Origin of the sequence: Vibrio sp. 99-8-1 (assembly GCF_013114595.1) — a bacterium.
Taxonomy (GTDB): domain Bacteria; phylum Pseudomonadota; class Gammaproteobacteria; order Enterobacterales; family Vibrionaceae; genus Vibrio.
On sequence record NZ_VTXE01000008.1, the window covers coordinates 92,347 to 118,872 of the forward strand.

The window sequence follows — 26,526 nt, forward strand, 5'->3', positions numbered from 1 at the left end:
TATTTATGCCTCATTTACCACATTATTAAGTGTTTGAATCATTAGTTTTGTTGACGTTGCACCCGGATCAGCGTAGCCAATACTGCGCTCACCAAGATAGCTGGCACGCCCTTTCTTAGCCTGCATTGGAATGGTTTTTTCAACGGCAGATTCAGCCACTAACGCCATGTTAGCCAGCGCAACCTTAACATCTTCACCCGCTGCGGCTGATTGCTTAGCGGTTTCAATGACATCCCACCAAACATCACACATGGTTTTATCTCCAGCGACCGCTTTACCGCGACCAACAACACCGTCGACACCCGCTTGAAGAACGTCAACAAACTCTTCTAATGTTAACGCTTCCTTTCCAGCAGATTTTGTTGCGGCACGAATAAACAGAGTGCCGTATAGCGGGCCAGACGCACCACCGACTTTTGAAAGTAGAGACATGCCTGTGATCTTAAATACGTTAGCAATATCTTTATCGGCAACGGTTGGCAATTTTGCGGCAACTTCAGCAAAACCACGTTCCATATTCAAGCCATGATCGGCATCACCAATAGCGGCATCCAGTTCCGTTAGCATATCTCGGTTATCGATATAAACCTGACTGCAATCCGTTAACCAACGGATGATTTGACTTTTACTGATATCAGACATAATTAGCATCCCCAACGCAGTGATGGCGCATCGACTGGTGCGTCCCATAACTCTAAAGTCTCTTGGTCTGCTTTAAGCAGAGTAATAGAGAAACCTTCCATATTTAACGACGTACAATAGTTACCAACCAATGTACGGGCAACATTGAAACCGGCAGCTTCTAACTCTTTATGCACTTTACGATACGCACCAAACAGTTCTGATTCAGGTGTTCCACCCAGTCCGTTTACCAATACAATAAGATCATCGCCTTTTTCAAAACTTTCTGTTACTTGCTCAGTTTCAATCCAAGCACCTTCTTCTCTGTCCCAAGTTTTCAGTACGCGACTGTAACTATCAGAAGCTAAGATCTCTTCAAGCATTTGTGATGTTGTCGTATCAACATTTTTATATTCACGACGCTCGATACCCGGCTCGCCATGAATACCAACACCAAACTCAATTTCGTTATCAGCCAACTCGAATGATGGCTTACCGTTGGCAGGAACAACACAAGCCGACAATGCGACACCAAACGAACGCGCTCGATTATTTAAACGCGTCGCAAGTGCTTCACAATAGGAGATATCTTTTCCAGCTTCAGCCGCGGCACCTACGATTTTTTCAATGAGAACCGTTGCTGCAACACCACGACGACCTGCGGTATAAAGTGAATCTTTTACTGCAACGTCATCATCAATGACCACAGAGCCCACTTTAATGCCTTCCATATGCAACATTTCAACCGCCATTTCAAAATTTAAAATGTCGCCAGTGTAGTTTTTAATAAAGTACAAAACGCCTTCTTCATTAGGAATAGCTTTACCACATTCCATCATCTGGTCAGGCGTTGGCGAAGTAAATACAGCACCAGGACAAGCGGCAGTCAGCATGCCCTTACCAACAAAACCGGCATGTAGAGGCTCATGACCGCTACCACCACCAGAAACTAAAGAGACTTTACCTTGGCTTTTATCGTGATAAATAAAATACGGGTCTGTCACTAGTTTCAACTCTGGGTTGGCTAATACCAGCCCTTCTACTTGTTCAGAAACAACGCTTTCTACTTCATTAATTAGTTTTTTCATCACATTCACTTCACTGTTTATAGATAAATTATTGGAGCTAAAATAACAGGCAACCCACCCTCTGTCGTTGCTGCATGTCACTTTTTGTAATATTTCCAACAGTGTAAACGTTTTACTGAGAGAAACATCAAAAATAACACTCACAAAACACCATTAATACACAAAATGAGTCATCGATCACTGTCGCGATGGAAAATAACTGGTTACATTAAATAAAGAACCCTACGCATCCAATTTCAAAGAGGTCTAAAATGGACAAAATCATTATCTCGCCTAGCAAATATGTTCAAGGCGCTAACGTACTTAAATCTATCGGCGAATATGTAAAACCACTGGGCACCAACGTACTCGCCATCGCAGATAGCTTTGTAACGGAATTAGTTGGTGCGACAGTATCTAAAAGCTGTAGTGACTCTGGCGTTGAGTTAAAAATGGCAGAATTTGTCGGAGAGTGTAGCCGTCCAGAAATTGAACGTTTAATGGACATCGCAAAAGCACAAGGTGCTGAAGCCATTGTTGGTATTGGTGGTGGTAAAACCTTAGATACAGCAAAAGCCATTGCCTTTTACAGCAAAATTCCAGTCATCGTGGTACCAACGATTGCTTCTACAGATGCACCGACAAGTGCGCTTTCTGTTATTTACACACCTGAAGGTGAGTTCGCAGAGTACCTAATTTATCCAAGCAACCCGAACATGGTTATCATGGATACGCAGATCATTGCAGGTGCACCTACTCGACTACTTGTTGCAGGTATGGGTGATGCGCTATCTACTTATTTTGAAGCTCGTGCAAATGGCATTTCTGGCAAATCGACAATGGCTGGCGGCGCACCAACTCGTTCGGCTCAAGCACTAGCTAAGCTATGTTATGAAACATTAATTGCTGACGGCCTGAAAGCAAAAATCGCTTGCGACCAAAATCTATCAAATACAGCAGTAGAGAACATTATCGAAGCGAATACTTACCTTTCTGGTATCGGTTTTGAAAGTTCAGGTCTAGCAGCGGCTCATGCTATCCACAACGGTTTAACTAAGCTTGAAGAGTGCCACCACTTATACCATGGTGAAAAAGTAGCATTTGGTACACTCACACAGCTTGTTTTAGAAAATGCACCAATGGAAGAGATCAACGAAGTACTCGACTTCTGTCGTTCTGTTGGCCTGCCAACTAACCTGAAAATGATGGGTGTTACGGAAATCAATCGTGATAAATTACTGGAAGTAGCAGAAGCATCATGCGCTGAAGGCGAAACTATTCATAACATGCCATTTGAAGTTACACCAGAGCTAGTGTTAGCCGCCATTCTTACTGCAAACGAACTAGGTTCAATGTAAAAGGTAGTCATTTCATCTTTTCCTTTTTTTGCCGTCACATTTGTGGCGGCTTTTTTATACCCAAATAGCACCAAATTCCAACAGAAATATTGACCCAGAAAATTAATGACAACAATTAAACAGGAAGATAATCGATAAATAGGAACATACTAAATGCGATGAGAATACACCCTGCTCCCCTCTCAATAATATGTACACTCTGCTTTAACGTTTTCTGTACCATTGGCCAGCCAATGACTATCGCAATTAATAAATCCCAAAATAGAACAGCAAAAAACATCCACACACCACAAATAACCTGCTGCGCAAACGTAACGTCACTCCCTAAAATAACCGTCATCAAGCTCATATAAAACAAGGCATTCTTAGGGTTTAATATCGCCGAACTGATACCAAGCACCAGTTGTCTCATTACCGAAGGGGCTTCTGTGTTGTCAGCTTCAAGAGCAACACCATGGTTTTTACTTTTCAGTAGCCCTATCCCCAGCCACATAAGATAGCTAGCACCCAATACTTCTACCAGCGAAAAGAGCATAGTGTTATCCCGAATACTGGTCCATCCAACGATAGCAACCGCAATATAAACAGCATTTCCCAGTGCAACACCAAGACAAATATATTGACTTCCGCGCAATTTATGACGAAGAGCGTGCGCCACAATCAGAAAAAAATCCTGTCCCGGACTCAAAAGAGCAGCGAAATGGGCAATAGCTAAAGCGGGAAATGCAGCGGGAAGAAAAGTTGAGAAGAACATAAGACAGCACCTATAGTAAAAATGATGTCAAACTATAGGGTTTTCAGCCTAGCAATTATTGTCGAAAATTGACGCTCCCTGTTGATACTGTCTAGGCGTTGAAGCTGTATAGCTCACAAATACTCGATGTAGCTGACTCTGATCCGAAAAACCAACTTCAGCAGCAACATCGACAATATTCATTCCACATTTTAACAACACCTTTGCTTTTTCAACACGATGATTGTTTAAGAACGATTTTGGTGTTATCCCAAACCGACGTTTAAAAGCCCGGATTAACGATTCTGTAGGTCTACCTAGTTGTTGAGAAATAGCATCAAGAGATAGGGAGTAACTAATATCCTCTAGCAATCGTTCTCTCACATTTACCGCCAACAGGTCATCACTTTTTAGCGGATAACTCGGTGAACAATAATGGCTCAATAAATAAAACAGATGATTATCGATCTCAAGAGCAGACTGTTTAGACTCATTCTCTAGCAGTGAGCAAACCGAATCTGTTAAGTCTGAAGTAACGTCACTGCAGGACAAATGTTTATGATCACAGGTAAGTTGAGTCACTTTATAGCCATACAATGCAGAGAGCACATTGCAACACCACTCATTCTCAACATAAAGCATATAGTAGCTACGGGGAGTCTCTGCTATAGGATTACAAGCATGAACCATATTCGGTTCAATAATAACGGCATCACCTGCTTGTAAAACAGTTTGACCTGTCGGCAAAGATAAGCAAGTCGACCCCGACAATAAGATACCAATAGATAACTCTGAGTGGCTGTGAGCCTTATAACTCTGTAGGCTTGAGCTTGTCGTGCGAATAGTCAAATGCGGGTTAGTTTTACTACTGAAAAATCGTTGATTAATGTTACGAACAGTACCAGTCATTCTATCAAATTCCATTTTGACAACTCATCCATGTTTTATCTTACATAGGTTTTGAGTCTAACCAAAACCCAATCTACTAGCTGTTGCTGTTCAATAGCGATCAGTTTTTCACTCGACTTTATGTAATCTAACGCATCTCGTTTACTTACCAGCTCACCCTTTTCTAAATAGTACAAAATACGGCAAGCACAGTGATAACACGCTTCGCCGGGGAAGTAGCTAACAAACCAATTTAAGCATTCCTGCATAACATCCAATAGCAAATTCTGATCAATGTTTGGAAAAACAGCAGAGAAAGGTTGCCCAACTAAATTGATGCCATACTTCTCGGCCATCGCAATATCCAACACAAACCAATGGCGAGGATCACTGGTGTAATCAAATGAAACATAATCAGCTATGGTTTTACCCGTATTGAGATTAATTGAATATTGCAGCAGCTCGGGAGAAGAAAGCCCATACTTTGTATAGGTTACAAACTCTAACTTTGTTGCAGGGCATGGGAAGTTATCATGGCGTAATACTTGCGACACATCGATCTTATTCTGTTCCGTTAACTCTTGAGCAACAACCATTTGAATATCAAGATCACTCTCGCCTTTTACATAGCAAGACTGGCTAGCTGAACCTAGCAGATACACACCGACAAGATTATCTCCCACAAGCGACTGAAGCTTATGACAAAGCTCGTTGATGTAACGTTCTTCATCATAAGGTAGGTTTAAATTTCGGATACTGGTTAACACTATGACACTTCACCAAAAACTGTTTTGTTTTAAGATAAAACAGTAACATGCAAAGGCTTTATCAACCAATTAAATAGCTTTCCAGCGCAGATGTGGCAAGTGCTAAAGCTTCAACCGTTGAACTTATTCCCCACTGCGTCGAGCTAACCAATTTATGATAATTTCATTTACTTGTTGCGGCTTTTCTTGCTGTATCCAATGCCCACAATCTAAATTAACGACGTCCACATTAGGTACGAACTGCTGTAAGTTTTCAAACTGAGGAATGACATCTTGATCACCGTAGATCATAAGAGAAGGGTGCCGAATAACAGGATCCACATCCGCTAATAAATGCCAGTTTCTATCGAGATTTCGATACCAATTGATACTCGCTGTGAACCCTGTTGATTCAAACGCAGCCACAAAAACAGCCAACTCTTCGTCACTCATAAGAGGTTCACCTATCGGCTTTTCCGCTCTCGCAAGATTGATCATCTCCATGCCGAGTTCCGGCGCACTAACAGGCTTATTTTTCCTATACAAATTACGAAGAAACTGACAAGCGTGTTGTTCTAGTACCGCATCAGCTACGCCAAACTGTCGATTGAAATGAACAAAATAGTAGTCATCACCAAGGAACTGCTGCATCAGTTCTATCCAAGGTGTCTCCCCACGCTCTTGGTAGGGCAAGCTTAAATTGATCACCTTATTAACACGGTTAGGATGCAACAAAGCCAATCCCCAAACCACCATCGCGCCCCAATCATGGCCAACAAAAATGGCATCTTTGTATCCATAGTGATCAAGAAGAGCAACAAGGTCTCCTGACAAATGCTTAATATCGTAATCCGTTACTTCTGACGGACAAGATGAGTGACCATAACCTCGCTGGTTTGGAACGATAACATGGTAGCCCGCTTCGACGAGAGCTGGGATTTGATAACGCCATGAAAAAGCGTGCTCTGGCCAGCCATGGCAAAGCACTATCGGTTTACCGATATTCGACAGACCGGCTTCAAACACTTCAAGTGTCACACCATTAACTGAAATTAGGCTAGGTTTTGAAAAATCCGCTAGATCAAACATTATATTTCTCCTGTATATGTTTAGCATTTACTGACATCAACGGATTATTTATATATCGTAATAGTGACAAATATTGGCACCATTGAGGGATAATCTGACAAGATGAATATTCGCTTACGACAAGACGCCATAGTGCGACACCTTCGCCGCAATGGTACTTCCACCATCGCCAACCTCGCGCAAGAGATAGGCGCATCCAGACGAACGATATTACGTGACATTAATTCACTTCGTGATGAGGGTTATGTGATTCATTCCGAACCAGGCAGAGGAGGAGGTTTGCAGCTCGATCCACGCTCTGTTCAAACTACAGTTAAACTCTCAGTAGCAGAGGTTTTTGCCCTGCTCATCAGCGTGTCATCCATGTATACCATAGGCAATATTCCATTTTCCGGACTTGCAGATACTGCACTGAGTAAAATAGAAAAAGCTTTGCCATCAGACAAACTTCACGACCTACGCCGCCTGTTAAGTTGCTTATATGTGGGAAAGCTAGCAGAACAAGTGAACATAACGGATATGGCAGAGATGGACAGCGCACTACTGCCTTCTTTCGAAGCCGCATTTCTACAACAACAGTATTTGCAATTTCAATACTGTGACGCTAATGGAACGATGACCAGCCGAGTTGTTGAGCCACAAGCGATGCTCATTTTGCCACCCTTATGGTATTTGGTTGCTTGGGATCCAACACGTGAAGACTTTCGCCATTTTAGAATGGATCGAATTAGCCAACCTGAACTGATTAAAGGGAAAACGTTTTTGCGACGACATGTACCGTTTGAAGACCATGTCTCGCCCGTTCGCAATCTAGCCCGCTGATTTTCATTGATTAGACCAATAAAGCTAAACCAAACAAATTCGCTCTGAATCAACATCTATTTGACACTACAACTCAATAAATCATATGAGAGCGACGCTTTCCTTTATGACAGAAGTTTTTTTATGATTTCAGTAAATTGTGGGGAGTTATCAACGTTAAGAACTTTAGGTATGAAAGGCTATCGAACTTGACAGTATCGCACTGATCAGTATCATAGTTTTTAGTTCGATAATGACAGGTATACGATGAAAAAGTTTTACAACAGAGAATCACAACTAACTAGTCTAAGAAAACCAAATTCAGCCACAACTGGCGTTTTTGACGTTGTTGTAGGAAGGCGTAGGGTAGGCAAAACACGCCTAATACAAGAAGCATTCAGCAGTAGTGAACATGTTTACCTATACCTGTTCGTCAGCAGAAAATCTGAAAAAGCACTTGTCGATGAATTCTTATCAATCATCAAGTCCGAATTAAATGCAAAATTCTTTAGCCCCAAATCACTAAAAGACATTATCGAATTCTTGCTGGATTACTCGACAAGCAACTCTATCACAGTTGTTATCGATGAATTCCAAGACATCGAAAAAGTAAATCCAAGCTTTTACTCGGATCTTCAAAACCTTTGGGATAGCTACAAGAACAAATCAATGATGCACCTTGTCGTTTGCGGCTCACTATACAATTTAATGACGAAAATATTTAAAGACAAAGACGAACCGCTTTTTAACCGCCACGATCATTACTACCACATCAAGCCGCTAACCCCGTCATATATCAAAAATATCATGCTTGATAATGGTGCCTACACCCCTGAAGATTATTTACTATGGTGGTGTTTAAGTGGGGGTATACCAAAATACATGGAATGGATTATCGATGCCAAAGAAGACGTTATAAACACATTAATAAAAGATGGTTCACCCTTAATTAAAGAAGGCTACCACCGTTTAGTCGAAGACTTTGGCGATGAACACCGCACCTACTTCGACATACTGGGAGCAATCGCATCAGGGTATAATTCAAAGCCCAAAATCATTGACTACCTTGGATACCAGATAAATGAAGCTTTCCCCAAACTAACGGAGAGCTTTGAGATCATAAACAAGGTCATCTCAATGGATGCTGGCGCAAACACTAAAACCATTCGTTATGAAATAAAAGATCCATTCCTAAGGTTCTGGTTCCGATTCATTTACAAAAACCGTAGCGCTACTGAGATTGGCAACTTCAAATACATCAAAGACATTATAGCCAGAGATTACACAACCTATTCAGGTATAGAGCTTGAAAATTTACTACGCGAGATTCTTATTGAGTCAATGCTATTTAATCGAATTGGCTGCTTCTGGGATAGAAAAGGCACCAACGAAATCGATATTGTTGCAATCAACGATACAAACAAAAAGGCAGTGTTCATCGAATCAAAGCGGCAACAGAAAAGCTATGATGAGCAAGCGCTGTTGACTAAAGTCGCATTCGCGATTGGCAAACTAAAGCTTAAAGGCTATTCAATCGAACACAAAGGCGTATCACTTGATACCTTGGACGAATTCATCAAAGAGTATCCTCCCGCCCTTTAACCTCCCACTGAGTATCGCACCAAACACTATAATACTATTCGGTGCGATACCGTTAACCTATATGCCGAACCTTTTGTCACACCTCTGTCCTGCCAGAGCATCCTTTTAAAAAGATAAAGCTTCTTAAATTCCTTCTGACCAGATTTTTGTTCTATATAAAAGCCCAGCATCTGTTCATACAAACAGCGGAACAGGGTTTGTTATAGGACTACACTAGCTATTCAGCACCACGAAAGCGCAATGGCTTGCCCTTGAAGCGGTTTATCAATCAGTACCGCACTATTTTTCTTTCTGTTCCGCATAATCAGCCACTTTCTCAGCCACATCATCTAGTGTCAGGCCGTGATTGTCATTGAGTGCAAGATCACTATGCGCGTTTACGCCCATTTCATCTTCAGCAATATGTAACCATGACTGATGCCAGTAGTAACTTGCCCCTTTTGCTGAGCTCCAACTATGGACACCGTTTGATTCACCTTGGTAATGTATTGTGTTATTTTTCATTATGTTAATTCCTGTAAAACAAGCTAACTAAAGTAAATAAGTGCATCACCACTTCTCCAGTTAACGAATTTAGTTAATTTATCTTGATTGACGCCTGCCTAATAAGGCTATTTAGCATGAATCTTCTCTTGTAGAACTAATCCACCAGCCACAGAAACCATTTCATAATTCATATGATGTAGATAATGGCTAATGTCTTTCTTGAAGTTATGTATCTGTTCCTTTGCCATATCTGCAATAGTTTCCTCTGGTCGTTCGCCCAGCTCAACTTCCATCAACCGTATTTCCAGCTTGGGCAAATACCAAACTTTTTTCCAACAATGTTCTTCTCCGTTATGGCTATAGATAATAGAGACACTAAAAGCTTGCTCTTGCGGCATCTCAAAATACTCTCTGTTATAAATTAGAAAATCATCAAACGCTTCTGGTAAATGCTCATGGAAAAACAAAATACTATTTCCTTTTTGATATATAGCTTTGGCTGACGTTATGCTCCATTTACAAAATCACGAATGTGACTGTTCAATCGCAACGGCTATTGCAACGGTTGCTCCAACCATTGGGTTGTTGCCCATACCGATTAATCCCATCATTTCCACATGGGCAGGGACAGATGAGGAGCCTGCAAATTGAGCATCACAGTGCATTCTTCCCATGGTGTCAGTCATACCATAAGAAGCAGGACCAGCTGCGACATTATCTGGATGAAGAGTCCGTCCAGTACCACCTCCAGAAGCAACCGAGAAATAGTGTTTGCCGTTCTCTAAACACTCTTTTTTATAAGTGCCCGCAACAGGATGTTGAAAGCGCGTAGGATTGGTTGAATTGCCCGTTATCGATACATCAACTTGCTCAGCATGCATAATAGCAACGCCTTCTCTCACATCATCTGCGCCATAGCAGAGGATATTGCTTCGCTCCCCTTTCGAAAAAGGTCTTCTAGCTACTTCATGAAGAGTGTCATTTTGGTAGTCGAATTTAGTTTCTACATAGGTAAATCCGTTAATACGGGATATAAGATAGGCAGCATCTTTACCTAATCCATTTAGAATAACGTTGAGAGGCTCGGCTCTAACTTTATTTGCATTCAGAGCAATTTTTATTGCACCTTCTGCTGCTGCAAATGATTCATGACCCGCGAGAAAACAAAAGCAGTTGGTTTTTTCGTTTAGCAATCTAGAAGCAAGATGACCATGCCCTAAACCGACTTTTCTCACTTCCGCTACAGAGCCCGGAATACAAAATGCTTGTAGCCCTTCACCAATATAATCTGCGGCCTCACATGCACTTTTGGCTTGCTGTTTAAGTGCTATTGCAGCACCTAACGTGTAAGCCCATTGTGCATTGTCAAATGCGATGCGTTGGGTCTCTTTTACTATGTCTCTTGGATTAACATTATTGGCAAGGCAAAAGAGTTCTGCCTGTTCAAGAGTCGTAAAATCATATGCAGACAAAACATGTTGAATTTTATCCGCCCTTCTGTCGTAATTTTCAAATAATGGCATAAGCTGGTTACTCCTAATTATTGATGGCGGGGGTTTATAGTCTGAACACTTTCATCAAAGCGGCCATACGTACCAGAAGCTAATTGCAGCGCTTCGTTTGCATCAATGCCGTCGTTAAGAGCATCCATCATTTTTCCTAAATTGACATATTCATACCCTATAATTTCATCATTTTCGTCTAAGGCTAACCGCTTAACATATCCTTCTGCCATCTCCAGATATCTAGGGCCTTTGAGTTTCGTTCCGTAATGAGTACCTATAGAGCTCCTTAACCCTTTGCCTAAGTCTTCTAGCCCTGCGCCTATCGGCAGTCCTGCTTCAGAGAAAGCGGTTTGAGTTCTTCCATAGGCAAACTGTAGAAAAATCTCGCGCATGGCAACATTTATAGCATCACAGACTAGGTCAGTATTCATTGCTTCAAGAATTGTCTTACCTGTAAGAATTTCTGCTGCCATTGCTGCAGAGTGAGTCATTCCAGAGCAACCAATAGTTTCTATTAGCGCCTCTTCTATTACACCGTTTTTAACGTTTAAGGTTAGTTTGGATGCACCTTGTTGCGGGGCGCATGCTCCAACACCATGACTAACACCAGATAGAGCAATGACCTCTTTCGGTGAGATCCATTGGCCCTCTACAGGGATGGGTGAGGAGTTGTGTTTTGGACCCCGACTTATCGGGCACATAGTTTGAATTTCTGAAGAATATTGCATTGCTTACCTATATCACTATTAAATAATATTATGTAAAGCAACAGTAAGTAGGGTGAGGCTATATCAACAACAATCTGCCAATACACCAGCCTAGGGGAAAACCCTAAATACTGTTGTGTGTATTACCAGACGTCATCAGCTCAAAGGCGGTTTTGCTACTGTTTAATGAGGTAACTAGGCAGTCACCAAATAGCAAGGAGGAACATCATCTCCGGTCAATTAGTATACACCTATACGTTGGCCTGTAAAGGTTGTTGAAATAATCACTGATCTTTTCTGCATTAAAAAACCGCCTCTGGGGCGGTCTCTATAAAACAAATATCTACCAGATTATTCGCCATGATAGCATCACTAATAGAGTGACTATGGTTAAGAATATTGCTGGTTCATATTTTACTAATAATTGTTTCATCATCGTTATTTCTTTCCTAGGATGTTGTTTACTACAGATATTCAACAAATTTCACTTTATGCACGAAAACCTTTTTTGTAAGGCTTAACATCCTTTTAATCCACTCGAATTAGCTTTCGCTATTTCTCATTACCCTACCGAGTACTGACTGATCAAAACTGGTACAACTCTAGCGTGCATAGGGAGATATATCTGACACAGATCACATTATAGTTTTTCCTCGCGACTTTACCAGTCTAAATTTTCAGCAGATATATTCACAAACAACAGGCTTCACGCATCAACTCCCTTGTTGTCACAATAAGTTGTCACAAAATTAATACCATTTATTGCGTTAATTAAACGACAACGCCCTGTCAATTATAGAGAAAAATATTTACTACCACCCATACTGTAAATAATAAATTACACCAGTAATAATTTATTTTACACTTACACTTGATCACCGAGTATAAATACTACAGAATCCAGACTCACCACTAGATATGACTATAAACAACCTGTAGCTCAGCGTAACAAGCTATTAACACACATTTGACTGTAAAAGAATTTATACAATGACTAACTCCAAAGTTTTCGGTAGTACTTTGATCGTTGCTGGTACCACGATAGGTGCAGGCATGCTTGCCTTGCCTCTCGCCTCTGCAGGTATTGGCTTTTTTACTTCTCTTGCCATTATGGCTTTGTTATGGGCATTGATGACCTATACCGCTCTTCTCATGCTGGAACTACACCAACATGCACCAGCAAACGCCACATTACATACGTTAGCTAAACAGTTTCTTGGTGATAAAGGTAAATGGATAGCAAGCTTCTCTATGTTGTTCCTATTTTATGCTCTTTGCGCCGCCTATATTGCAGGTGGAGGATCTCAATTTGGTCAACGCATTACTCAATTAACCGGAGCTGAGATAAGTGGCTCGATGGCGACGGTAATATTCACCGTTATTGTGGCTCTTGTGGTTACTATCGGTACACGTACCGTAGACCATTTAAACAGACTGCTGTTCATCACCAAGTTAATCACAATGGCTGTTGTGCTGTTTTTCCTTGCGCCTAATGTAACTGAGTCTTATCTGTTAAATATGCCTATTCAGCAAGGGCTGATTGTGGCATCTATCCCGGTTATTTTTACCTCATTCGGCTTTCATGGCAGCATTCCGGCTATCGTGAACTACTTAGATGGCGATACGCGCTCTCTTAAAAAGGCCATCGTTATTGGTTCTGCGATTCCGCTGGTCATATACCTATTTTGGCAAGTGGTTACTTTAGGTGTTGTTAGCCAACAAGAGCTGTCTGAAAATAGTGGATTGAGCAACTTAATTGCGGCACTTGGAGAGAAAGTTCACTTCAGTCAACTCAGTCAAATCATCGGCCTTTTTGCTGATTTAGCATTACTGACCTCATTTTTAGGAGTGAGCTTAGGGTTATTTGAGTTCCTTGGTGACACACTTAATAAAGGTAACGGTAAAAACAGCCGCATACTTTCTGCTGTTGTTACTTTCTTCCCTCCAATGTGTTTTGCGCTATTTTATCCGCAAGGTTTCATTATGGCGCTGGGCTATGCTGCCATCGCATTGGCAATATTAGCGATATTTTTACCTGTTGCCATGATCAAGAAATCTCGTTCTGATGCATTTAAAACAGAGCAGGTTGATGACCTTTATCAAGTTAAAGGTGGCCAGTTAACATTGGCCGTAGTCGCAGGTTGTGGTGTATTAATTGTCTGTGCGCAATTTATGATTACGTTCGGCTACCTCCCCTCTCTAGGCTAGTTTCATAAAGAGTGACTGTTAGCCAGTAAAGCATATCAAAAATGCCACTAAACCTTTGTTTAGTGGCATTTTTACACTACACGATGTTTACTAGATACCATGCTTAAAATATACAAAGCCTACAACACACGATTATCCCCACCGCTGTAGGCAATAATCTGGCTTATTTCACTTAAACTGCGTTGTGATTCTTGCTGCCATTTAAGAAACGCCGTGTTGGCAGCTTTTAACGCTCTTTTGCTTCCTCGCCCTGAATCAATAATGTCGTAGTTTCGAAGATAGGACTCAACATCCGAAGAAAGAATAAAGGTATCAACGCCAAGCTGTCGTAATGCGTATGGCCCCGTGTTACCACCCAAGCGTTTTCCATTCTTCTTTAGGTATTCCCATAAGCCAATCACGTCGTCAGCCGGCCACTGAGCAACCATATGACCAAATGAACCATGCTCAATAGAGGCAGAGTGAATCATATGCGCGTTATCGGCAATCGACATCACCTTAGTTAAATGCCGAATAATGGCTTTGTCTTGTGCTTTTGCTTCCCACTGCTCTTGAGAAAGCATCAATAAAGGTTCTACTCTAAATTGAAAAAACAACTCTTCAAAATTTGGCCACTTTTTACGCACCACATCCCAAGAAATTCCGCATTGAAAAACCTTCATCGAGAATGCAGATAACCATCGGTCATTACTGATTGCGGCGACATCAGCAGCAGATAACGGCTGGCTAACCAACTCCTCAAGACGAACCTCGCCACCTTTTCGTTCCGCTGCTCTGGCATAAATAACGTCAAATTTTTCCATCATGTTCTGTTTTTTCCTCAGTATTAATCGGTTAACTCTGCGGTTTTTGTCATTAAACTCAACCATCTTAAACTAATAGGGCGCGACTTTTAACAAGTCACGCCCTATTCATTGACTCACTAAAGCTAATCTACCGATGCTTTACATACCTCTTTTTGTATCGCTGCTGGGGCTGGCTCATAATGACTTAATGTCATGCTGAAGCTACCTTCACCTCCTGTTAATGCTCGCAATCGACGAGAGTAGTCTTGTAACTCATTAATTGGAGACTTCGCTTTTAATAAAGCAAAGCTATTGGGTTGAGTCTCTGTACCTTCGATTAACCCTCTGTTAGCAGATAAATCACCGGATACGTCACCCACCGATTGAATAGGAATATGAAGGTTTATCTGCACTATCGGTTCTAACACGATTGGGTCGGCATTATTAACCGCATCTAGGAAAGCTTTTTTGCCCGCAATAACAAACGCGATTTCCTTAGAATCAACAGAGTGGAACTTGCCATCGTAAACCGTTACTTCGATATCACGCAACGGGTTTCCAGAAATTGCGCCTTCGTCTAATGCTTGACGAATACCTTTTTCAACTGCTGGAATTAACGCGGTAGGGATAGCGCCCCCCACCACTTTATTCACAAACTTGAAACCAGTTCCTCGTTCTAGAGGCTGTACCCTTAGCTGTACTTCACCAAACTGACCGGCTCCGCCACTCTGTTTCTTATGACGATAACGCCCCTCTGCTGGTTGAGTAATGGTCTCGTAATACTCGACACTAGGTTGTGACGTTTCGACCACTAGCTTGTAGATCGACTCCATTTTCTCTAGTGCCATTTTTAAATGAAACTCTCCTTGGCCACTTAGTAGGGTCTCATTAGTACGAGTTCTATGTTCAATACGCAATGAAGGGTCTTCGGCCACAATACGGTGCAGCACCTCAGACAGTTTTTGTTCATCCCCTCTTTTAATTGGCTTCACCACCTGACTGTACATAGACTCGGCAAAAGAGAGCGTTCTCATTTTTACATCGTCTTCATCATGAGAATCATGAATAACAGAGTCAAAGAACAGGTCATCCACTTTGGCCAGTACGCATAGATCACCCGCAATCGCTCGGTTAATTTCAATACGTTTTTTCCCTTGCAGCTGATACAAATGTCCCACTTTAAAGGCTTTATTACTCTCACCGACATACAGTTGGCTGCCAGCATTGATCTCGCCTTGGAACACTCTGATGTACGCCAGCTTACCCATGTATGGGTCAATACTAACTTTGTATACATGCGCGACGGTATGTTCCAAGGTATCACAATCTACTGGAATCAATTTGCCCTGTTTTTCCAGCAATGGAGGGTTCCCCTCATAGGGCATAGGCATAATTTCTGCCAAGGTTTTTAGCAGCAGTGGAATACCGGCTCCCGTCTCGGATGAGACAAAACAGATAGGGACAATATGCTCGGTCCGGAGTGCTTCTTCAAAGGGATCATGAAGTTGGTTTGGCGTCAGTTCCGAACCTTGTTCCAGATAAATCTCCATTAACTGTTCGTCGACTTCAATCACTTGATCAACTAAAGCTTCATGTGCGCGACTCACATCATTAAACAGTGTCTGTTGGTCATATTCTGGGGTAAAAAAACAATCAATCACTGAGTCACCATCCTGAGCAGGAAGGTTTATTGGTAAACAAGCATCTCCAAAATGCTCGTTAATCACCGACATCAGTTCAATTATTTTCTTAGGGTTTAAGTCGATCTTATTTACCACAATCATCTGGCATTTCTTCTGCTGTTTGGCAAAGGAAAACAGACGATCTGACACTTGGCTGATTGGGGTATTCGCATCCACCACTAATGCCGTTGCTTCTACCGCGGGAAAAATGCTCATCGTCCGTCCAAGCAGTTCCGTTTGTCCTGGAGTATCAATAAGGTTCATGCGGTGTTTATTCCAGCTAAGTGCAACTGGAGTCGCTTCGATACTGTGATGATAATGAATGGATTGCTCATCAAAATCGGTAACAGTGTCTCCTTTATCAACACTGCCAAGATGAGATGTTGTTTTTGATTCAAACAGTAAACGTTCAATAAGACTGGTTTTGCCGGTACCACTTTGACCAATGAAGGCAATATTGCGGATTTTATTTGGCATATAAGGCTCCTAAAAATTACTGGAAATGATGGTTCAAATTCAAAACATCTTCAGAGTAGGCGGACTTAACCGCCTACTCGTCTTCCACGTCATTTTTCGGATAGATATATGCAAAGTTACTCCATCAACTTTTAATAACGAATACAGATTGCACCTAAATGCACATAAATAATGTGATTTATTTCATAGCTGTAGCATTCCTGTAAATAGAACATTAAAAACTGGATATGGATTACAAAAATAACAGCAAAAATAAACCGCAATGCCCATCCGATGAAGCAACATTTAAGTTACTCAATAACAAAAACTTGTTGGTAAAAGCGTGTCGTTATGGTGTAGTGTTGAACTCAGAAAAAATCAATCAAGGAGATGCAGTTATGATCAATCTAGCCGTTATTGGTACAAATTGGATTACAGAGAAGTTTGTTGAAGCCGCCGTCGGCACAGGAGAATTCCAATTAAGCGCCATTTTTTCACGCTCGATTGACTCAGCAGAAAACTTTGCTACCCCACTGCAGACCATCAATTGTCACTATTATGATGACTTACAAGCGATGGCCCAAGATGAGCATATCGATGCGGTTTATATTGCCTCTCCAAATAGTCTTCACTGTGAACAAGCATGTTTAATGATGACTCATGGCAAAAATGTTATTTGTGAAAAGCCTATTTCATCCAACTACGCTGAAGCACAAAAAATGTACGCTTTGGCAGAAGAAAAAGGTGTCATTCTCTTTGAAGCATTCAAAACTGAGTTTTTACCTAACTTTGAAGAGTTAAAGCGCAATTTAGGCAGCGTCGGCAAGTTAAACTGTGTCAGTCTAAGTTATTGTCAATACTCCTCTCGCTATCAAAAATACCTCAATGGCGAAAATCCAAATACCTTTAATCCTGCCTTCTCCAATGGCTCAGTGATGGATATTGGATATTACTGTATTGCATTTGCTGTCTCTCTTTTCGGTAAACCTGATCACGTACAAGCCAGTGCTAAGTTATTACCGTCCGGGGTTGATGCGTACGGATTCGCTACTCTAGCGTATCCAAATTTTATTGTTTCCATTCAGCACTCCAAGGTCTCTGACGGATACGTACCTAGCGAAATCCAAGGTGAGAGCGGCGTGATTCTGTTGGATCATTTTTCCGAATGCAGTGGCTTCACTGTAAAACTAAGAAATGGTAAAGCCAAATCTATTAACCTTACTCAAGATGAAAACTCCATGAGTTATGAAGCAGTGGCGTTTGCAAAACAGATTGAAGAGGGTGAAATGAACCAAGCTTATGTTCAGCGTTCACTAGAAGTGTCTGAGGTCATTACTGAGATCAGGAAACAGACTGGGGTAGTTTTCCCTGCCGATGACATGCAAAACAATTAATATGCCTTTGCTCTAGCAAAGAGCGGTCATTCGGTATATCTCGTACCGTTACAATACTACGCCACTGCGTTTAACAGAGTTCCTTTATCGTAGTGGCGAGTTTGAGTAAGTTCATTTTGATTGAGCTGATAAGTCACCATCTTTGACGGTGCTTTCTTCGGGTTCGCTAAGTAAACAACGACACCTTGTGGTTCGCTCTTAGTTGTATTGGTCAGCGCTGATTTTTCAGCAACTTCATTAATCAACTGTTTGCCCGACTGAATAGACAATACTGGTAGCCCTGTTGCACTCACTCGGTATTTTGTATTTATTGACATCATTGATTCCCTACTTAACTCGTAACGAGGTAATCAATGTACAATAATCAGCTATTCGCTCTGTTCAGCGCTTGTCATCGTCGGTTAAAAATTTGTCAGAAGATTCTAGCAAATGTCAGATTTTGACTAGATCATCATAAACCTTTTTTATACTGATTCTTCACGGTCGGCGCGACACTCTTCGCTAATCCAGCGACCGCATCAGGATCGCCTCCACTGGCTAAAATAAATTGTTCCACCAGCTGCTGCTCTGTTAAGTTGCGTTTGGTCATGGTGTCAATTTGGCGAAGATCCAGTAGATAGTCGCTATAAAGCGTCGACAGATCATTTATCACATCCATGTTCATATAGTGGTACTCACCATACAAACTGTTGTAATGACCTTTTTGCTTATCCACTATATACGGGTTGTCTTGCAGATTAATAATAGACGTGTGTTTTTGGCATCGTGGCAAACAGCCCTTATTGATGCGCATTTTCTTACACCCCATACTTTGCTGAAATAAGCACTGACGGCTAGTAAGTAATGTAATTGGGTGATAAATACTGTGCAGTAACTTGAAACCCTCAGGGCGCACAATTTTCCGCATCTGAAGCTTGCTTAATTCATTAGAAATAAACGCACCTGAGCAGTTGAACTCTTCGATTAAGCACTGAATAGCAAACGAGTTAGTAATGTTCATTTGCGGCCCAGCAATCCATTTTATACCTTGCTGTTTGGCGATGTAACCAATGCCACTATTGTTCGCCACTAACCACTCAGGTTTAACTTGCTCTATAAACGACAGTGCGGTGTCGTACTCTTTGTCTATCAATATTGATGGGAACCAAGGGATCAAAAATGAGTGCTGCTGAAAGAGTGCCACCACTTCGTCTAACGTTTTTTCCATTGAACTTGGCAACTCATAATAGACCGCGGTTTTGCCATCGCTATGCTGAGAGATCTGCTCTGGTGATGATATCAGCACGGTAATGTTGCTCGGTTCATTTCGCGGTGAATGCTCTGCCAATGCAGGAGCATCTATCACGCCACCTGATTTTAAGCTGGTCACCGCCTGACTCATTGGTTCAGGGAGTAAGTGCTTGGTTTTAGACTCGACATTGCGAATAATGGCGGTTTTCTTATCGTAGAGTCGCTGCTTAACTTGCTGCTGGCTCTCTGGTGTTGAGCAGGCATACACTTTGCTAAAATGTTTGGCTGAATAGTCTCTTGGGTTATCAATAAACATATTCTGATGGATATCCGCTTTTAGATAACCATTGGAAAAATCCCGATTAAACACCGTATACAGCTCACTCATATCGGTAAGCATTTCATCGCCATTGCAGTAAGCGTCGATCTGTTTTCGCCAATTATCCACGACCGTATACACATAGTGGGACTTCTTAATTCTGCCTTCCACTTTCAATGAATAGACGCCTGCGTCAGCCAGTGCTTCCAGATCCCCAAACGCGGAGTTGTCTTTCATATTAAGCGGAAAATCACTACCCGCTTCCGTGGTTTGGTATTGATCTCGGCAAGGTTGACTGCAACGTCCGCGGTTTCCTGATGCACCATTACGCACAGAGCTTATATAGCATAATCCAGAGAAACCAATACAGTATGAACCGTGAACAAAGACTTCCATCAGAACATCATGCTTTAAGCCAAACTGAGCCAAGCGTTTAATTTCATTAATATTAAGTTCGCGAGACAAGTTTACCCGGCTAACACCAAGCTGGTTAAGCAGTAGAATCTGCCCTTCATTATGGGTATTAAGCTGAGTTGAAGCATGAACATCCAATTGTGGAAAATGATGTTTAAGGATATAAGCAAGGCCGAAATCCTGAACAATAACACCATCTATTTTGGTGTTCACCAGCTCTCGCAATAAGCGAGTAACCGCAGGTATTTCATTTTCTAAAATGATCACATTTAAAGTGACAAATATTTTACAGTCGTGCTGATGAGCAACCTCGACAACATCATTCAGGTTGTCGAAAGTTAGGTTCTCTGCACGGTTACGAGCATTAAATCTATCCAACCCACAATAGATGGCATCTGCACCCGCAACAATAGCGGCTTTTATTGACTCAATGTCACCACCTGGGGCTAACAACTCAAATTGGCTTTTATCCACGACTATCTCAATATTTGTCTAATTCATTTTCAGGCGCGTATTCTACTGCTTACTAGCACGTTTTTCTCGCTAATTTTTCTTTTTACTGACAGATAAAAAGCAATTTTGTACAAAACATGTTTTTAATATTCATTATATACTCAAGTGACCTAGTGGAAATTGAATCAATAAGCGAAATGGCGAAAGATGACCGAAAAGAAAAACAGCATCGAACAAGCTAAATTCCATGTCGCGCAAGAGCTCGGAGGGTTAGAGATCCTCGATGCAAAATATGATAAGCAGAATTTTTCACGTCACAGCCATGAAGGCTATACCATTGGGGTGATAGAGCAAGGAGCTCAACGTTTCTATCGAACTGGCGGCCACCACATCGCCCCAAAAGACACCATTATTTTGGTTAATGCCGACCAAGTTCACAGTGGCCACTCTGCACACGAAGGGGGTTGGCAATACAAAGCCATGTATCCGTTGCCAGAACAGTTCGAAAACATTACCAATGAGCTTGGCTTGCCCAACTATGGTGCTCCCTACTTTATGCAACCCGTGGTTAATGACCCTGAACTGGCAGGTCAGTTACGGCTGGTGTTCAATATTCTAGAGCACTCCACCAACCCACTGTTAAGAGAGACGTTGGTGTATGGCACCTTAGTAAAACTGATAGCCAAACATGCTAAATCTCACCTTTCTCAAACCAGCATAGCAACGCCACAAAAGCAGCTAAGTTTAGTTAAAGAGTTCTTAGATGACTTTCCTCAAACGGATGTCTCATTGGAAGACTTAGCGAAGTTATCCGGGATCAGCCCATATCATATGGTTCGCTCCTTTCAAAAAACCTATGGCTTACCACCGCACGCATACCAAATTCAAGCGCGATTACGCTTGGCAAGGACGCTGTTAAAGCAAGGACACTCGATTTCCGATGCAGCACAACAAAGCGGCTTTCACGATCAGAGTCATTTTCATCGTCATTTCAAACGTGCCATGGGTTACACCCCCGGCCAATATTTAAAGATGCGTTAACCACCTACCCCATTCATCTCGCCTTGATAAAAACAGGGCGCAACCTCGTACAATATACGCGTTACATCTCCCTTTATACTCAAACTGACCTCAATATCCAGATGACAACAGGAGAGAATGTGACTACTGAATCTATCGATTGCAGCCAATTGCAGCACAAGCAGCAACTCATAAAAGGAGCCATGGCGGTTCTTCCACTCTGTATCGCCGTGCTCCCTTGGGGGGTACTTGCGGGTTCATTTGCCATTGAAGCGGGCCTATCCATTATGGAGGCGCAAGCAATGTCAGCCATATTATTTGCAGGGTCTGCTCAACTGGTGGCGATTGGAATGTTTAAAGCGGGTGTCGGCTTAGGCACATTGCTGCTTACCACTTTTTTCATCACCTCACGACACCTGTTATACAGTGTGACTCTGCGAGAGAAAATCAGCCCTCTTCCTTTTCGCTGGCGATTTATTCTGGGATATTGGTTAACCGATGAGCTCTTTGCTGTTTGTGCAAACCAATCCAATAGTGAGTTTAATCGCTGGTTTGCTCTGGGTGCTGGGGGAGCGTTCTACCTTATTTGGAACTTGGCGACGTTTGCAGGCATTGTGGCGGGAAGTTACCTCCCTTCCCTAGCGGAATTAGGGCTGGATTTCGCGGTTGCCGCAACATTTATTGCCTTAGTGGTACCATCCATGACGAACAAGCCGATCGTCGCATCGGTTGTGGTCTCTCTTACCGCCTCTGTAGTCACAAGTGCCTATCAAATTGAAGGATCATTAATGATCGCTTCCATTCTGGGTATGTTTGCCGGTTATTTCTGTGAAATAGCCAATACCAAGTCGGAGGGAGTATCATGATCTTGCTGTCAATTTTAGCCATGACTTTAATCGTTTTTCTTAGCCGCTACCTATTTTTGGAACCCGCAATACCCTTGAGATTAAACACCACAGCTCAACGAATACTCCGATATTCAAGTCCTGCGGTTTTGACCGCTATTTGGGCTCCGATTGTTTTTCTACCAGAAGGTCAGCTAAATACAGGTATTAACAACCCCTATTTCATCGCTGCACTACTCGCGGCTCTGTTGGCGTGGACAAGCAAAAATATCCTGATTACCGCAACCGTTAGTATGGCGGCATTTCTTTTACTGAAGCTGGTTATATGATCATAAGGCAGAAAAAAAGCAAGCCGCCAGTAACGAGTACTAATGCGGCTTATTGCTCAGTGAGCGCCATTCTCTTTATTATCACGAGAGAGGCAAAAACGTATGTTTGAATCAACGGTTAGGCAAAGGTAAATACCGAGACAACAACCGTGATAGACAACAGACAAATACGCTCAATAAATCCGATAGAGCGATGTTCAATCATTTCAGGTTTCATATTAACTTCCTATAGAATTACAATGTATATACATTGTAATTCTATAGGAGATGCATGTCTAGCAAAAAATGTATAAAAATCAGGTCATAAATAACCAGACACCTACGCCCATCATTAACGTTCCGGAAATACGATTCATAAATCGAACATTTTTCGAATGACCAAGCACGCGTTTAAGACCTTTACCTCCAGTGGCATATAAGGTCATACAAAGAAACTCCGAAAGCATAATAATAGAAACCAGAAGTATCAGTTGCATTGTTAACGGCTTGGTATGATCAATAAAAGGAGGAAGTAAGGAGATCATAAATGCCCACCCTTTTGGGTTAGCGATGGCAGTAATAAATCCCTGCGCCACCAAATCCCAGTTTTTCCCCACTTCAACATCAGCGTTATCACTACTGATCGCAAGTTTCCCTCTGGAGCACCACATCTGCACCCCTAAATAAAACAGGTAACCCGCCCCAATGGTTTTAAAACCAACAAATAACCATGGGTAGTTCAACATTACCGTTGCAATACCAACCACTGCAGAAATTGCCACCAAAGCGACACCGACCACCTCGCCCGCCATCATCCACAAGGTTCGTTTGTAACCAATACTCATGCCCATAGAAAGCGCCAGTGTCATACACATTCCCGGTGTAATCGAAACAAAGAAAAAAGTAGGGATAAATACGCTTAACAGAGCGAGGTTCATTGAGATTCAGTCCTTTAAAACGAGATTAGAAAACCGACTATAAATCGCACATATCGCTATATGAAGTCAAGATATGTGTGCGCTATATCATATTTATTTCAGTGATGACGTATTCAACAATTATCAATGTTCCTCTTTACTGATAATTGATGACGACTCCTACACTTTTTTCCACCGCTATTTGGGATGTCGATTAGTAATGACTACGCTTAAATATATAAATAATAAAAATAGTTCTGGTGGTGCATATGCAATTGTTTTCCTTCTCCTCAACTCTATTTCTTCATCGTATCGCTATTATTCTTGTCTGTTTTTTCCCCCTACCAGTAATGGCTGAAACCGGCTCATCTGAAATGAATTATTTGCCAATGACCGTAGGATTATTAGGTGGTCTAGCGCTCTTTCTTTATGGTATGGAAAAGATGTCAAACGCTTTAAAGCGAGCGGCAGGCGATAGAATGAAGACTTTACTGGCAAAACTGACCTCCAATCGATTTGCAGGGGTTTTAACAGGGACAGGCATTACCGCAGTCATTCAATCGTCATCGGTAACCACCGTACTTTTGGTTGGTTTTATTTCAGCAGGCTTGATGACACTCACTCAGGCCGTTGGCGTCATCATGGGTGCCAATATCGGCACCACGGTTACCGCACAAATTATTGCATTTAAAGTAACCAAAGCTGCATTAGCAATGGTTGCTATTGGCTTCATGATTCACTTCACCTCAAAGAGCGAAACCAATAAACATTACGGCAATATGCTATTCGGTTTAGGGCTCATCTTTCTGGGCATGAACCTGATGAGTGAAGCCATGTCTCCACTGCGCAGTTATCAGCCATTTATCGATGCAATGGCGCATATGGATAATATTTTCTTAGCTATCCTACTTGCGGCGGCATTTACTGCACTGGTGCAATCTTCATCGGCCACAACGGGTATTGTTATTGTCCTCGCAGGGCAAGGGTTTATTTCGTTGGAAACAGGGATTGCTTTAGCAATGGGTGCCAATATTGGAACCTGCGTGACCGCTTTGCTAGCAGCCATAGGCAAAACCCGAGAAGCCATGCAAACTGCAGCGGTTCATATTCTGTTTAATGTATTAGGCGTAGTGATCTGGCTGCCTTTGATTGGGATACTCAGCCAGATTAGTGTCGGTATATCACCGAGTCATGAACATTTAGTTGGCGTCGACCGCCTAGCGGCAGAACTCCCTCGCCAAATAGCCAATGCCAATACACTGTTTAATATTGCCAATACCATTATCATGGTGCCATTTGCCGGCACCTTCGTCTGGTTTGTTCGCAAAATTTTACCCCATCAACCGAAAACGACAGCTAAATCCAGTAGCAAGAAAATCAAACCAAAATATTTGGGAAATGCTTTTCTCGCCACGCCCGATATTGCGCTAGAACAAGCTCAATTAGAAATCGCTCGGGTGGGACGAAGGGTGTGTAATATGATGAATATGTTGCCGCCGTTCGCCTATAAAGTCAGTAATGAAGCAGAAAAGCAGGCAATACGTGAACAACTTAATAAAATTGAGTCCATCGAAGACGAAGTAGATCGACTTCATGGCCACATATTGTCCTATCTAGGCCGATTGCGAATGGAGCCTTTATCAGATCAACAAAGCAGTCACCAAATCAAGCTGATCAGTATCACTGATCAGTTAGAAAGTGTCGCGGATCTGGTGGTGGATGTGATGGTGCCTTTGGCTTACAAAGCCCTAAACGACAATGTCGTTATTAGCTCCAAAATGAGAGCGACTCTTGACGCCACACAAGATAAAGTGAATCAATCTATGTTGGACTGCGTTAATGCGACCCGTCGGGGTGATGACGCTTTAGCTAAACAGGTATTAAACGCCAAGAGGGAACTCAATTCTCTACTTGAGACGGTTTTGGAACATCAGGCAGAACGGCTGGTAGATCCTGATCCAAACAGACTACAACTGTTCCGCTACGAAATGGAGTGGGTCGACTCTCTTAAAAGCATATACACACTCAGTAAACGTATCGCGAAATTACAATTGAGAAAACAGTCTGTTATACCAAAAACAAAGAGCTGACTCTCTCACTTGCTGATGTGATTAAACACTGTATTAACAAATACTGGCCTTAATTGAGTTAACCTGGATTCAACCTGTTGGTTTCCAAATCATGACGCAACCTGATCGTACAAGTAGCGTCACCTCACTATATCCATGCGTGCCAGTAACATTTTAGGCCGATAAGTTTCTTCACCTGTTAACGGCAAAAACAGCTTGTAGCGAACAGCATAGAGACGGTGTTCGTTTCACCCTGCCCATTTAGTTTCATTCAGCCAACTGCTGAATGTTCTTAAGCCAGGATGAATGCTCCTTACAGCTTTTGCATAAATTGGATCAGGTTACCTTCGGGGTCCTGAATAAAGATAAACGACAACCCAAGTTCTTCATTGGCAAATTCCCAAGTTAATGGGATATTGCGCGCCACCAAGGTTTCCCGCACCTCAGCAATGTCATTGGTAATCAATGAAAATTGGGTGAAGCCTTGAAAACGAGTGTGGGCCGGTGGGATATCTTTCTTCGGTCCGGCAACCGATTCTGCATCTTTGATGAGCTCAACGTGATAACCATTCAATTCAAGCAGTACCAATGAAGTACCAAATTCCGGGTAATGTTTTTCCTTTATCAAGGTGAAATCAAGCTTGTCACAGTACCAGCGAATCAATCCCTTAAAATCCTCAACCGATAACGTCACGGCATAAGGTTTGAGCATTTTAAATGGCGATGAAGTTGACATAGTTTTCTCCGACTTAATTATGATTCTTATGTTTTAGTGATACCTGCCATATAGGCAGAAAAGGCGAGCTAGTCGCTCGCCTTGGAT

The 26,526-nt window shown here is 42.0% G+C and carries 25 protein-coding genes and 1 riboswitch; of the genes, 9 read left to right on the forward strand and 16 right to left on the reverse strand.

What is annotated here, in order from left to right:
* Nucleotides 1–3 precede the first annotated feature (3 nt).
* The gene (gene dhaL, locus F0227_RS05985; protein WP_171752277.1) at nucleotides 4–642 is read right to left on the reverse strand and encodes a dihydroxyacetone kinase subunit DhaL; all 639 of its coding nucleotides are present in this window, start codon (nucleotides 640–642) and stop codon (nucleotides 4–6) included.
* Between the two features lie 2 nt (nucleotides 643–644).
* Entirely contained in the window at nucleotides 645–1,709 is a 1,065-nt protein-coding gene (dhaK, locus tag F0227_RS05990; protein WP_171752328.1) for a dihydroxyacetone kinase subunit DhaK, read from the reverse strand.
* 251 nt (nucleotides 1,710–1,960) lie between these two features.
* On the opposite strand from dhaK, the gene F0227_RS05995 reads away from it, so the two are divergent.
* On the forward strand, nucleotides 1,961–3,046 hold the full coding sequence (locus F0227_RS05995) for a glycerol dehydrogenase (protein ID WP_171752278.1): 1,086 nt from the start codon (nucleotides 1,961–1,963) through the stop codon (nucleotides 3,044–3,046).
* Between the two features lie 115 nt (nucleotides 3,047–3,161).
* Here the strand turns inward: F0227_RS05995 and F0227_RS06000 are convergent, their stop codons facing one another.
* The 4 genes from F0227_RS06000 to F0227_RS06015 all read right to left on the reverse strand — a co-directional run bounded on the left by F0227_RS06000 (nucleotide 3,162) and on the right by F0227_RS06015 (nucleotide 6,502).
* A complete protein-coding gene (locus F0227_RS06000) occupies nucleotides 3,162–3,800 on the reverse strand; it encodes a LysE family translocator (RefSeq protein WP_171752279.1) in 639 nt (212 codons plus the stop codon).
* A gap of 48 nt (nucleotides 3,801–3,848) precedes the next feature.
* A complete protein-coding gene (locus tag F0227_RS06005) occupies nucleotides 3,849–4,703 on the reverse strand; it encodes an AraC family transcriptional regulator (protein ID WP_253822046.1) in 855 nt (284 codons plus the stop codon).
* A gap of 20 nt (nucleotides 4,704–4,723) precedes the next feature.
* Nucleotides 4,724–5,434 (reverse strand): hypothetical protein, encoded by a 711-nt coding sequence (locus F0227_RS06010; protein WP_171752280.1) that lies wholly within the window; start codon nucleotides 5,432–5,434, stop codon nucleotides 4,724–4,726.
* Between the two features lie 123 nt (nucleotides 5,435–5,557).
* On the reverse strand, nucleotides 5,558–6,502 hold the full coding sequence (locus tag F0227_RS06015; RefSeq protein ID WP_171752281.1) for an alpha/beta hydrolase: 945 nt from the start codon (nucleotides 6,500–6,502) through the stop codon (nucleotides 5,558–5,560).
* 102 nt (nucleotides 6,503–6,604) lie between these two features.
* Here F0227_RS06015 and F0227_RS06020 point away from each other — a divergent pair, with 102 nt between their 5' ends.
* On the forward strand, nucleotides 6,605–7,324 hold the full coding sequence (locus tag F0227_RS06020) for a WYL domain-containing protein (RefSeq protein ID WP_171752282.1): 720 nt from the start codon (nucleotides 6,605–6,607) through the stop codon (nucleotides 7,322–7,324).
* Between the two features lie 246 nt (nucleotides 7,325–7,570).
* Nucleotides 7,571–8,905 carry an ATP-binding protein gene (locus F0227_RS06025; RefSeq protein ID WP_171752283.1) on the forward strand — a complete coding sequence of 445 codons (1,335 nt, stop codon included), beginning with the start codon at nucleotides 7,571–7,573 and terminating at the stop codon, nucleotides 8,903–8,905.
* A gap of 279 nt (nucleotides 8,906–9,184) precedes the next feature.
* Here F0227_RS06025 and F0227_RS06030 read toward each other — a convergent pair whose 3' ends face one another.
* The 4 genes from F0227_RS06030 to F0227_RS06045 all read right to left on the reverse strand — a co-directional run bounded on the left by F0227_RS06030 (nucleotide 9,185) and on the right by F0227_RS06045 (nucleotide 11,624).
* A complete protein-coding gene (locus F0227_RS06030) occupies nucleotides 9,185–9,409 on the reverse strand; it encodes a hypothetical protein (RefSeq protein WP_171752197.1) in 225 nt (74 codons plus the stop codon).
* Nucleotides 9,410–9,516: 107 nt separating this feature from the next.
* Complete coding sequence (locus tag F0227_RS06035; protein ID WP_171752284.1) at nucleotides 9,517–9,858, reverse strand: hypothetical protein; 342 nt, start codon at nucleotides 9,856–9,858, stop codon at nucleotides 9,517–9,519.
* 57 nt (nucleotides 9,859–9,915) lie between these two features.
* Nucleotides 9,916–10,914, reverse strand: coding sequence for a GGGtGRT protein (locus F0227_RS06040; RefSeq protein ID WP_171752285.1), 999 nt, complete (start codon nucleotides 10,912–10,914; stop codon nucleotides 9,916–9,918).
* A gap of 17 nt (nucleotides 10,915–10,931) precedes the next feature.
* Nucleotides 10,932–11,624: an iron-sulfur cluster assembly scaffold protein gene (locus F0227_RS06045; RefSeq protein ID WP_171752286.1), complete on the reverse strand. Its 693-nt coding sequence runs from the start codon at nucleotides 11,622–11,624 to the stop codon at nucleotides 10,932–10,934.
* A gap of 119 nt (nucleotides 11,625–11,743) precedes the next feature.
* Nucleotides 11,744–11,846: riboswitch (Fluoride riboswitch) on the reverse strand.
* 747 nt (nucleotides 11,847–12,593) lie between these two features.
* Here F0227_RS06045 and F0227_RS06050 point away from each other — a divergent pair.
* A complete protein-coding gene (locus F0227_RS06050) occupies nucleotides 12,594–13,811 on the forward strand; it encodes an aromatic amino acid transport family protein (protein ID WP_171752287.1) in 1,218 nt (405 codons plus the stop codon).
* A 119-nt stretch (nucleotides 13,812–13,930) separates the two neighbouring features.
* Here the strand turns inward: F0227_RS06050 and F0227_RS06055 are convergent, their stop codons facing one another.
* Both F0227_RS06055 and fusA read right to left on the reverse strand, forming a co-directional pair.
* The gene (locus tag F0227_RS06055; protein ID WP_171752330.1) at nucleotides 13,931–14,614 is read right to left on the reverse strand and encodes a DNA-3-methyladenine glycosylase I; all 684 of its coding nucleotides are present in this window, start codon (nucleotides 14,612–14,614) and stop codon (nucleotides 13,931–13,933) included.
* Nucleotides 14,615–14,739: 125 nt separating this feature from the next.
* Nucleotides 14,740–16,755 (reverse strand): elongation factor G, encoded by a 2,016-nt coding sequence (gene fusA / locus F0227_RS06060; protein WP_171752288.1) that lies wholly within the window; start codon nucleotides 16,753–16,755, stop codon nucleotides 14,740–14,742.
* A gap of 377 nt (nucleotides 16,756–17,132) precedes the next feature.
* On the opposite strand from fusA, the gene F0227_RS06065 reads away from it, so the two are divergent.
* Nucleotides 17,133–18,128: a Gfo/Idh/MocA family oxidoreductase gene (locus F0227_RS06065; protein ID WP_171752331.1), complete on the forward strand. Its 996-nt coding sequence runs from the start codon at nucleotides 17,133–17,135 to the stop codon at nucleotides 18,126–18,128.
* Nucleotides 18,129–18,184: 56 nt separating this feature from the next.
* Here F0227_RS06065 and F0227_RS06070 read toward each other — a convergent pair whose 3' ends face one another.
* Both F0227_RS06070 and F0227_RS06075 read right to left on the reverse strand, forming a co-directional pair.
* Nucleotides 18,185–18,445, reverse strand: coding sequence for a hypothetical protein (locus F0227_RS06070; protein ID WP_171752289.1), 261 nt, complete (start codon nucleotides 18,443–18,445; stop codon nucleotides 18,185–18,187).
* 134 nt (nucleotides 18,446–18,579) lie between these two features.
* Nucleotides 18,580–20,565 (reverse strand): U32 family peptidase, encoded by a 1,986-nt coding sequence (locus tag F0227_RS06075; RefSeq protein ID WP_171752290.1) that lies wholly within the window; start codon nucleotides 20,563–20,565, stop codon nucleotides 18,580–18,582.
* Nucleotides 20,566–20,751: 186 nt separating this feature from the next.
* On the opposite strand from F0227_RS06075, the gene F0227_RS06080 reads away from it, so the two are divergent.
* The 3 genes from F0227_RS06080 to F0227_RS06090 all read left to right on the forward strand — a co-directional run bounded on the left by F0227_RS06080 (nucleotide 20,752) and on the right by F0227_RS06090 (nucleotide 22,738).
* On the forward strand, nucleotides 20,752–21,585 hold the full coding sequence (locus F0227_RS06080; protein ID WP_171752291.1) for an AraC family transcriptional regulator: 834 nt from the start codon (nucleotides 20,752–20,754) through the stop codon (nucleotides 21,583–21,585).
* Nucleotides 21,586–21,719: 134 nt separating this feature from the next.
* Nucleotides 21,720–22,430, forward strand: a complete 711-nt coding sequence (locus F0227_RS06085) for an AzlC family ABC transporter permease (protein WP_345775796.1) — start codon at nucleotides 21,720–21,722, stop codon at nucleotides 22,428–22,430.
* Complete coding sequence (locus F0227_RS06090; RefSeq protein WP_171752293.1) at nucleotides 22,427–22,738, forward strand: AzlD domain-containing protein; 312 nt, start codon at nucleotides 22,427–22,429, stop codon at nucleotides 22,736–22,738. Before F0227_RS06085 ends, F0227_RS06090 begins: the two co-directional genes overlap by 4 nt.
* A 296-nt stretch (nucleotides 22,739–23,034) precedes the next feature.
* On the opposite strand, the gene F0227_RS06095 is transcribed toward F0227_RS06090, so the two are convergent.
* Nucleotides 23,035–23,655: a LysE family translocator gene (locus F0227_RS06095; RefSeq protein WP_171752294.1), complete on the reverse strand. Its 621-nt coding sequence runs from the start codon at nucleotides 23,653–23,655 to the stop codon at nucleotides 23,035–23,037.
* Nucleotides 23,656–23,903: 248 nt separating this feature from the next.
* Between F0227_RS06095 and F0227_RS06100 the strand changes: the two genes are divergently transcribed.
* Nucleotides 23,904–25,724: a Na/Pi cotransporter family protein gene (locus F0227_RS06100; protein WP_253822047.1), complete on the forward strand. Its 1,821-nt coding sequence runs from the start codon at nucleotides 23,904–23,906 to the stop codon at nucleotides 25,722–25,724.
* Nucleotides 25,725–26,016: 292 nt separating this feature from the next.
* Here the strand turns inward: F0227_RS06100 and F0227_RS06105 are convergent, their stop codons facing one another.
* Nucleotides 26,017–26,439, reverse strand: a complete 423-nt coding sequence (locus F0227_RS06105) for a VOC family protein (RefSeq protein ID WP_171752295.1) — start codon at nucleotides 26,437–26,439, stop codon at nucleotides 26,017–26,019.
* Nucleotides 26,440–26,526: the final 87 nt, after the last annotated feature.